Source organism: Streptomyces sp. NPDC047072 (genome assembly GCF_040643855.1).
In the GTDB taxonomy this organism is placed as follows: domain Bacteria; phylum Actinomycetota; class Actinomycetes; order Streptomycetales; family Streptomycetaceae; genus Streptomyces.
In genome coordinates this window covers 84,740-93,212 of sequence record NZ_JBEYVC010000022.1, presented here as the reverse complement: position 1 = coordinate 93,212, position 8,473 = coordinate 84,740, and the positions used below count along the sequence as shown (strand labels likewise).

At 69.5% G+C, this 8,473-nt stretch carries 9 protein-coding genes; 5 read left to right on the top strand and 4 right to left on the bottom strand.

The window, feature by feature from the left end; translation table 11 throughout:
• Positions 1-281: 281 nt before the first annotated feature.
• Both hemB and ABZ896_RS13115 read left to right on the top strand, forming a co-directional pair.
• Positions 282-1,274 (top strand): porphobilinogen synthase, encoded by a 993-nt coding sequence (hemB, locus tag ABZ896_RS13120; protein WP_360926540.1) that lies wholly within the window; start codon positions 282-284, stop codon positions 1,272-1,274.
• A 223-nt stretch (positions 1,275-1,497) separates the two neighbouring features.
• Complete coding sequence (locus ABZ896_RS13115) at positions 1,498-1,857, top strand: DUF805 domain-containing protein (RefSeq protein WP_360926537.1); 360 nt, start codon at positions 1,498-1,500, stop codon at positions 1,855-1,857.
• Here the strand turns inward: ABZ896_RS13115 and ABZ896_RS13110 are convergent, their stop codons facing one another.
• Positions 1,858-2,052: a hypothetical protein gene (locus ABZ896_RS13110; RefSeq protein ID WP_360926534.1), complete on the bottom strand. Its 195-nt coding sequence runs from the start codon at positions 2,050-2,052 to the stop codon at positions 1,858-1,860. It lies immediately after the preceding gene.
• A gap of 237 nt (positions 2,053-2,289) precedes the next feature.
• On the opposite strand from ABZ896_RS13110, the gene ABZ896_RS13105 reads away from it, so the two are divergent.
• On the top strand, positions 2,290-3,192 hold the full coding sequence (locus ABZ896_RS13105) for an SAM-dependent methyltransferase (protein ID WP_360926531.1): 903 nt from the start codon (positions 2,290-2,292) through the stop codon (positions 3,190-3,192).
• Between the two features lie 111 nt (positions 3,193-3,303).
• Positions 3,304-4,533, top strand: coding sequence for a PLP-dependent aminotransferase family protein (locus ABZ896_RS13100; RefSeq protein ID WP_360926528.1), 1,230 nt, complete (start codon positions 3,304-3,306; stop codon positions 4,531-4,533).
• Positions 4,534-4,567: 34 nt separating this feature from the next.
• On the opposite strand, the gene ABZ896_RS13095 is transcribed toward ABZ896_RS13100, so the two are convergent.
• The 3 genes from ABZ896_RS13095 to ABZ896_RS13085 form a co-directional block, all read right to left on the bottom strand.
• Positions 4,568-5,380, bottom strand: coding sequence for a DUF4253 domain-containing protein (locus ABZ896_RS13095; RefSeq protein ID WP_360926526.1), 813 nt, complete (start codon positions 5,378-5,380; stop codon positions 4,568-4,570).
• Between the two features lie 121 nt (positions 5,381-5,501).
• Positions 5,502-5,672, bottom strand: coding sequence for a DUF397 domain-containing protein (locus tag ABZ896_RS13090; protein ID WP_360926523.1), 171 nt, complete (start codon positions 5,670-5,672; stop codon positions 5,502-5,504).
• A complete protein-coding gene (locus ABZ896_RS13085; protein WP_360926520.1) occupies positions 5,669-6,496 on the bottom strand; it encodes a helix-turn-helix transcriptional regulator in 828 nt (275 codons plus the stop codon). The genes ABZ896_RS13090 and ABZ896_RS13085 overlap by 4 nt, the downstream gene beginning before the upstream one ends.
• A 113-nt stretch (positions 6,497-6,609) precedes the next feature.
• Between ABZ896_RS13085 and ABZ896_RS13080 the strand changes: the two genes are divergently transcribed.
• Positions 6,610-7,128: an ATP-binding protein gene (locus ABZ896_RS13080; RefSeq protein ID WP_360926517.1), complete on the top strand. Its 519-nt coding sequence runs from the start codon at positions 6,610-6,612 to the stop codon at positions 7,126-7,128.
• Positions 7,129-8,473: the final 1,345 nt, after the last annotated feature.

The following is an 8,473-nucleotide window of genomic DNA, read 5'->3' as shown; positions in this document are numbered from 1 at the left end:
CGCCCACGGTTCGGTGGTGGGTCGGGGCCGGGGGCGGGGGGTATCCGTCCTCGGTCCGGCGGTTCTCTCTTTTGCGGATGTGCTCGGTAACGGACGCCGGCCGCTGCGGGCGGACACCCCCCGCCCCCGACCCCTGCGCGCCGTACGCGGGTGACAAAAGACCCACCTGGGCCTTTGTTTTTTAGGGGCGCGGGGAACTGCGCGACCAGCCCCCACCGGGGCGCGGGCGTTCGACAAACCGTCGGTAAACGGACCCTCGTCCCGGGCGTAGCGTGGGTGGTATGACGAGCTACGGATCCTTTCCCGGCTCTCGGCCTCGGCGGTTGCGGACTAGTGCCGTTATGCGTCGGATGGTTGCCGAGACTCGGTTGCACCCTGCCGACTTCATCCTTCCCGCGTTCGTGCGGGAGGGGGTGAGTGAGCCTGTGCCGATTGCTGCTATGCCTGGGGTTGTGCAGCACACTCGGGACAGTCTCAAGAAGGCTGCCGTGGAGGCGGTTGAGGCTGGGGTGTCCGGGATCATGATCTTTGGGGTGCCTGAGGAGTCCAAGAAGGATGCTCTCGGGACTCCTGGGACCGATCCGGACGGGATTCTGCAGGTTGCCCTGAGGGATGTGCGGGCCGAGGTCGGGGACGAGTTGCTCGTGATGAGCGATCTTTGTCTCGACGAGACCACCGATCACGGGCACTGCGGGGTGCTGGACTCGGAGGGGCGGGTCGACAATGACGCCACCCTGGAGCGGTACGCCGAGATGGCTCAGGTGCAGGCCGATGCCGGTGCCCATGTCGTGGGGCCCAGCGGGATGATGGACGGGCAGATCGGGGTCGTACGGGATGCCCTCGATCAGATCGGGCGGGAGGATGTCGCGATCCTCGCTTACACCGCCAAGTACTCGTCCGCCTTCTACGGGCCGTTCCGGGAGGCCGTCGGGTCCTCGCTCCAGGGGGATCGGAAGACCTATCAGCAGGATCCGGCGAACGTGCGGGAGTCCTTGCGGGAGTTGGCCCTTGATCTGGAGGAGGGGGCCGACATGGTGATGGTGAAGCCTGCCGGGCCCTACCTGGACATCCTGGCGCGGGTCGCGGACGCCGTGGATGTCCCCGTGGCCGCTTACCAGATCTCCGGTGAGTACTCGATGGTCGAGGCCGCCGCCGAGAAGGGGTGGGTCGACCGGGACCGGGCGATCATGGAAACCCTGACCGGGATCAAGCGGGCCGGTGCCCGGAACATCCTCACCTACTGGGCCACCGAGGCGGCGCTGAAACTTCGCTAACGGTTCGAGATCGCTGCGGCTACGGCGGGAACTCGTTCCGGCGGGTGTTTTGGGGTCGTGTGTCCTGTATTTGGCTGGTGGAAGCGGTCCTTCCAGTGGTTTCGGCGGGGCTGTTCCGGTGTTGCCTTACGAAGCGTTTAGATCTAGCGAATTGACGGGTTCCCGACATCCTCCATATCTTCTCCGCCTGGCCTGATTCTTTCGGAGTGGGGGACACACCACCATGAACTACTTCCTCGACGTGCTCAAGAAGTACGCGGTCTTCAGCGGACGTGCGCGCCGCAAGGAATACTGGATGTTCGCGCTGTTCGCCACGATCATCTACGTCGTGTTCCTGGTGCTCGGCATCGTCACCAAGCAGGGGTGGCTGGTGGCCCTCCCCATCGTCGGCTTCCTGCTGCCCGGCCTGGCCGTCACCGCGCGCCGTCTGCACGACACGGGCCGCAGCGCCTGGTGGATCCTGTTCCAGATCGTCCCGCTTGCCGGTCCCATCACCCTGTTCATCTTCTCCGTGCTGGACAGCGAGCCGGGTGACAACAAGTACGGCCCGAACCCGAAGGCCGTCGGCTTCGCCCACGCGTGATCACGCGTGTGACCGCTGCTTGATCGTCAGGCCGTCCGGCTCCGTGCCGGGCGGCCTTTCGTTTGTCGCCGCCTTGTGGGTGGTGGCCGGGCCCTCGTCCCGTACGCCCTGGCCGTCGTTGCATCCCGTCGTCAGCAGGAGCAGCAGGGTCGTGAGGGTGAGGGCTTGTGTGGTGCGGGTGCGGAGGGTGGGCATGGGGTCAGGTTGGGCCGTGGGGGTGGCGGGTGGCCAGCTTTCCCGGGGGATTCGGGACGGGTGGTCGGGTGGATGTGCGCTGACCTGCGTCTTTTTCGTTTCCCGGGAGGGGAGCGCGGGACGCGGGACGGGGTGAATCGGGCACTGGGCACCATCAAGTGGCGTCGGGAGTTAGGTTCTTGACCATCTCAGTGCAGAGGTTGTCTGTTGCACGACCGACTCTTAGGGGAGACGCCCATGTCCGGTGACGCGCTCAGTCAGGATCCGGCCGAGCTGGCCAAGCGGATCGACACCACGAGGGCGCATCCGGCCCGCGTCTACGACGTCTTCCTCGGCGGCAAGGACAACTACCCCGCCGACCGCGAGGCCGCCGCCGCCGCGCTCGCCGCCAACCCGCGCGGCTATCTCGACGTCCGGCACAACCGGGACTTCATGCGGCGGGCGGTCGCCAAGCTGGCCGAGGAGGACGGAATCAGGCAGTTCCTCGACATCGGGACCGGGCTGCCCACCGGGGAGAACGTCCACCAGATCGCCCAGCGGATCCATCCCGACGCGCGGGTCGTGTACGTCGACAACGACCCGGTCGTGCTCGCGCATGCCCGTGCGCTGCTGACCAGTGGGCCCGAGGGGCGTACGGACTACATCGACGCCGACTTCAAGAGTCCCGAGCAGATCCTTCAGCAGGCCGCCAAGACGCTCGACTTCGACCAGCCGATCGCGCTGTGCCTGGTCGCCATCCTGCACTTCGTCGAGGACGGCGAGGCCTATCCGATCGTGCGCGAGCTGGTCGAGGCGCTGCCGACGGGCAGCCGGGTCGTGCTCAGCCATCTGACCGACGAGATGCATCCCGAGCCCACGCGTGCCGTGCAGCGGACGTACACCGAGCGCGGGTTCACCTTCGTGTTCCGGTCCAGGGCGGAAGTTGAGCGGTTCTTCACCGAGACGCCCGGGCTGAGTCTGGACGAGCCCGGTGTCGTGCCCGCCCACCGGTGGAACCCGGGGCCCGCGCCCGCGCCGCCCGCCATCGACCCCGAGGACTTCGAGGCGCTCGACGACATCGAGAAGATCCGGTACCGGGACATCAACGACGTGACCGATGACGACATCAATGTCTACGGGGCCCTCGGCACGAAGGCGTGACGGGACCGGTGTCCGTATCGCGGAAAGGTGCTTGTAGGCGGCATGTAGTTCCTTAGGCTGCGCTGCACCCAGTCGTCGCAGTTCGCAGTTCGCTGTCGAAGGAGCCGTGCCATGGCCGTGCCTACGTTCGCTTCCGCGCCGCCTCCGCCGCTCGCCGCGCGGGCCCGGGCGGTCGGGGGGTCTCCCGTACGGGACATCCTGGCCGTCACCGCCCGGCCCGAGGTGATCAACTTCGCGGGCGGGCTGCCGGCGCCCGAGCTGTTCGACGCGGAGGGGATCGCCGCGGCGTTCGGGGCGGTGCTCGCGGAGACGCCCGCGCGGGCGTTGCAGTACTCCACGACCGAGGGTGAGCCGGTGTTGCGGGAGGCGCTCGCCGGGCGGATGTCGGTGCGGGGGCTGCCGACTTCGGCGGACGATCTTCTCGTCACGACCGGCTCGCAGCAGGCGTTGTCGCTGCTTGCCACCGTGCTGTTGGAGCCTGGGGACACCGTCCTTGTCGAGAGTCCCTGTTATCTCGCGGCACTTCAGGCCTTCGCGTTCGCGGGGGCGCGGGTCGTGGCCGTGCCCGGGGACGACGACGGGCCCGATCCCTCGGCACTTGATGCCCTTGTGGAGCGGGAGCGGCCCAAGTTCTTCTACACCGTGCCTACCTTTCAGAATCCGACCGGGCGCACGATGTCCGCGGTGCGGCGGGCCGCGGTGGCCGCGGTTGCGGTGCGGCGGGGGGTGTGGGTCGTCGAGGACGATCCGTACGGGGAGCTTCGCTTCGAGGGGGAGCGGGTTCCTTGGATCGCGGCGCATGAGGGGGTGGCCGATCGGGTGGTGCTGCTCGGGTCCTTCTCCAAGGTGATGGCGCCGGGGTTGCGGGTGGGGTGGTTGCGGGCGCCGGGGGTTCTGCGGCGGGCCTGTGCGGTGGCCAAGCAGGCGGCGGATCTTCATACGCCCACCGTCAATCAGCTTGCTGCGGCTCGGTATTTGGCGGATCGGGATCTCGATGCGCATGTGGGGCGGGTTGCGGGGGTGTATCGGGCTCGGCGGGATGCGATGTTGGCGGGGCTGGGGGATGCGTTGCCTGAGGGGTCCTCTTGGACTCGGCCCGAGGGTGGGATGTTCCTTTGGGCTCGGCTTCCTTCGTCGTACGACACGACTGAGTTGTTGGGGGAGGTCGTGCGGGCTGGGGTTGCTTACGTGCCGGGGGCGCCGTTTTATGCCGGGGGCGGGGAGGTGGGTCGGGCGACTATGCGGTTGTGTTTTGTGACGCAGACGCCGGAGGAGATTGGGGAGGGTCTGCGGCGGCTGCGGGTCGGTGGGGGCTGGTCGCGCAGTTCCCCGCGCCCCTAGGTGGGCTGCCGGGACGCAGTTGAATAGTGCTGGGTCAGTCCCACCAGAAGGTCCAGGTGTGTGCGTCTGTCAGGTCTTTCGCGTACGCGGTAAGGGTGGCTGGGCCCTGGGTGATGTTGTCGGGGCAGAAGGCGAAGTGTTCTGCGGCGACTGCTTCCGCTTCGGGCTCTGTGGTGGGTGGGGCTGCCACCGAGAGGGTGAGGGTGTCGAAGGTCAGGGCTATGACCCTGGTGCCGAAGCGGTCCTCCCAGGAGCGGAGTACCGCGCAGAGGCGGGCCACGTCGCCTTCGTAGTTCAGCGGGCCCGTCCAGCCGATCGCCGCCGGGATGTCGGCGCTGCGGCGGGCCGGGACCAGGGCCAGGCGGGGGTCCTTCAGCCGGGTGCCGTCGGTGAGGAGGGCGTCCGCCGTCTCCGCTGCGCGGGTGTCGGGGGCGATCGGGAAGGGTGTGGCCGCGGGGGCCGTGCCGGGCCACTCCTCGTCGAAGGGGGCGGTGACCGTCTCGCCGTAGGTGTCCGCGCCCTCCTCCCACAGCTCCGCGAGGATCTCCTCCGGGTCGTGGTCTCCCGGGTACGACATCTCGCCCGGCATCAACTCCCACTCCGCCGGGCCGCCCTGGCTGCCGCCGAGGTCTATCAGCACCGGCAACAGGCCCGCGCGGGCCGCGGGGGCGCCCAGCGCTGTCCAGGCGCCGGGGGACGCGGAGTACTCGGCGTGCCACAGCAGCGGCTCGTGCCAGGGTCCCTCGTCGGTGGTGTCGATCAGCTTGCCGAGGGGGAGTTCGAGGCCGAGGGAGCGGCCGCTGGGGTCGGTGGCGAGCCGGGGGAGGGGGTTCGGGAGTGTTGCCATGAGGGGGACTGTAGGGGGTGGCACTGACAGTCGGAGGTGGGGGAGGGTTCGGTTGTGGGGCGGGTGCGGGGTGGTGGGGGCTGGTCGCGCAGTTCCCCGCGCCCCTGAAAAGCGGGTGGGTTCAGCGGGCGGTGACGAAAGCGGACCAGGCGGTGGGAGTGAACTGGATGGTCGGGGTGGGGTTCTTGGAGTCTCGGATGTGGATGGCGTGGGGGCCGAGGGCGACTTCGAGGCACTGGCCGCCTTCGCTGCTGCTGTAGGTCGACTTGAACCACTGAAGTGCGCTGCTCATTGCTCTCCTAGCAGACGATCCAGCAGGCTTCTGGAGTCCTCGATGGTGAGGGCCTGCGTTCGCAGCATCGCATACTTGCGCGCGAGGATGGACACCTCATCGGAGTTGGAAACCCACTGGCTGCCGCGTTGGGACTCGGTGTAGGCGAGGTGTTGGTGGTCGGGCGTCTCCAGAAGCGTGAACGGGCCCGCGTCTCCCGCGTGCGAGGTGCGGTTCAGCGGCAGGATCTGCAAGGACAGGCAAGGGAGTTCGGAGTACTCGCGTAGGAAGTGGAGCTGCTCCAGGTGGGTCTCGCGGCCACCCGTGGGCATCAGGAGGGCGGGTTCCCAGACGACGAAGCTCAGCGTCGGGGGGACCTTGCGGTGCAGGATCTCCCGTCGGCCGACGCGTGCCTGGACCTTCGTCTCCAGTTCGTCCGCGTCGTACGCCGGAACACGCCCGCTCAGCAACGCCCGGATGTACGCCTCGGTCTGGAGCAGGCCCGGCACGACCAGCGCGTCGTACCAGGACAGGGCGATGGCCTCGCGCTCGTGCTCGACGTACAGCTCGGCCCACATCGGGAACTGGTCGATGTCCGGCAGGTTGGCCACCCCCGCCGACAACATCCCCTTCGTGTCCAGGACTTCGTCCAGCAGGGACGCCAGGTCCGGTTTCAGCGCGCGGCGGCCCTGTTCGATCGACGCGATCGTCTCCTCGTCCGCCCTGACCCGGTCGCCCAGCGCACTCTGGGTGTACCCGGCCGTGCGGCGGGCCGTGCCCAGCTGTTTGCCCAGCATCTTCATCGACGTGAGGTTCTTGGGTCGCGGCGGCTTCCTGGCGCTCATGCTCGTGTCCATCCCCCGGTGGGCTACGTACGTCACCGGTATGCGCCCGTACAAAAAATCTGTACGGGTCCACCGAGTGATCAACGGTAGTCACTCTCCGCAACTCTCGTCCCGTGAACGAGACGATCCAACTACGGCCCCTGCGCGAGAGGTTCTTCGCCCGTGACCGGCGGTCCGCCTCCGCCGCGCGGCGGTTCACGGCCGAGGCGCTCGTCGGCTGGGGGCTCGCGGAGAGCCCGCGCGCCGACGACGTGTTGCTGTGTGTGAGCGAGCTGGTGACCAACGCGCTGGTCCACGGGGTGCCGCCCGGGCGGCAGTTGAGACTCTTCCTGCGGTACGACGGGTGCGTGCTGCGGGTCGAGGTGCACGACAGCGGGCCCGGTGTGCCGCACATCGTGGACCGAGCCGACGAGGGCGGGCGCGGGCTGCTCCTCGTCGCCGCGCTGAGCGACAAGTGGGGGGTCCGGGAGCGGGAGTTGGGGAAGGCGGTGTGGTGCGAGTTCGGGTCAGGTCTCGTCGGCGGGTGCCAGGAAGCCGGGGGTGAGGAGGTGGGCGTGGGGGGCGAAGACCTCCGCCGGGGAGAGGCCCTGCGCGGTGAGCGCGTCGGCGATGAGGTTCAGGCGTGCCAGTGACTCCCTGCGGATGAGCAACTGCACGATCTCGGCGGTGAGTTCGTGTGCCGCCTGGTCGAGGGGCGGGGGCCAGTCCTGGTGGAGGCGGGCGAGGAGCCGGACCAGCTCCCTGCCGTCGCCGTCGTACAGGCGCGGGATCATCTCCGTGAACCAGTCCGACGTGAGGAGCCGGTCCACGGGCCATTCCCGGACCACGGACTCCAGGACGTACGGCGGTGAGTCCGTGCGCCCTCGCTGCGCGCGGAGGTAGGCGGCCACGTCGGCCGGTGGGCGCCGGGCGAAGGCCGCTATTCCGTGTCGTAGCGCCGTCGGCAACTCGTCCCCGGTCGCGGTCAGTTGGTCGGTGAGTGCGAGGACCTCGGTCGGCGGGCGCAGCAGTACCGCCGCGAGCAGCATCTGGGCGGCCTGCTCGGGACGTCGTACCGCTCCCGTGGTGTGCGCCAACGCGAGGATCAGGGGCGCGAGTTCGTCCGGGGGGAGGGCCAGGGCCAGGGCGGCTCGTAGGCGGACCGCGCCCTCCGGCCAGTGGTGGGCCAGCAGCCGGTCCGCCAGCAGCATCACCTCACGGGGTCGACTCGATCGTACGATCTCCTCGAACTCGGGGTCGTGCGGGTCGCGGCGCTTGAGGAGGGCGGCCGCCGTCTCCTCGGCTTCGGTGAACGCCGTCGTCGGGACGTCGCTGAGCCACTCCCACCACAGAGGGTCCGCCGCGCGGTCCGTCGGGGGCGGGGCGAGGGGCTGCTGTGCGTGGTCGTCGAGGTCCGTCAGCGCGGCGTGCAGCCGCTTCGCGACGGCCCGGCCGGCCGCCTCGGCGCGGTCCAGGGCCGCGTCCACGGTGTCGCCGTACACCGCCTGGGGTGTGAGCCCGGTCGTGGCCGGGGTGTCCGCGGGATCGTCGGTGGTGGGGCGGACCGCGGCCTGGAGAGGGAGGACCTCGCGGCGGATCGCGCGGGTGCGGGTCATGGCCTCCGCGAGAAGTGCGGCGGCCAGCTTGCGGTCGCCTTCCGCGCGGGTCAGTTCCGTGCGGGCGCGGGTGTGGCGCTCGGTCGTGCGGGCGAGGTCCGCGTCCAGCGAGCGCAGCCGGGGCAGGTCGGGCGGGAGCGCCGACATCGCCGACTCCCGTTCCCGGGTGAGGTGTTCGACCTCCTCGGCCAGCACCGGCACCCAGACGGCCAGGACGGCGGCCAGGGCGGTCGTCTCGTGCAGGGCCAGCTCGGACTGGTGGTGGACGCGGTGCAGCGCCGCCAACCGGCCGTTCTTGAGGTGGAGTTCCCCGGAGGGGTCCAGGAGGTGCTGCCGGGCGGCCGCGCCCAGCAGGGCCGGGGCGTGCCGGCTCTCCGCCCTG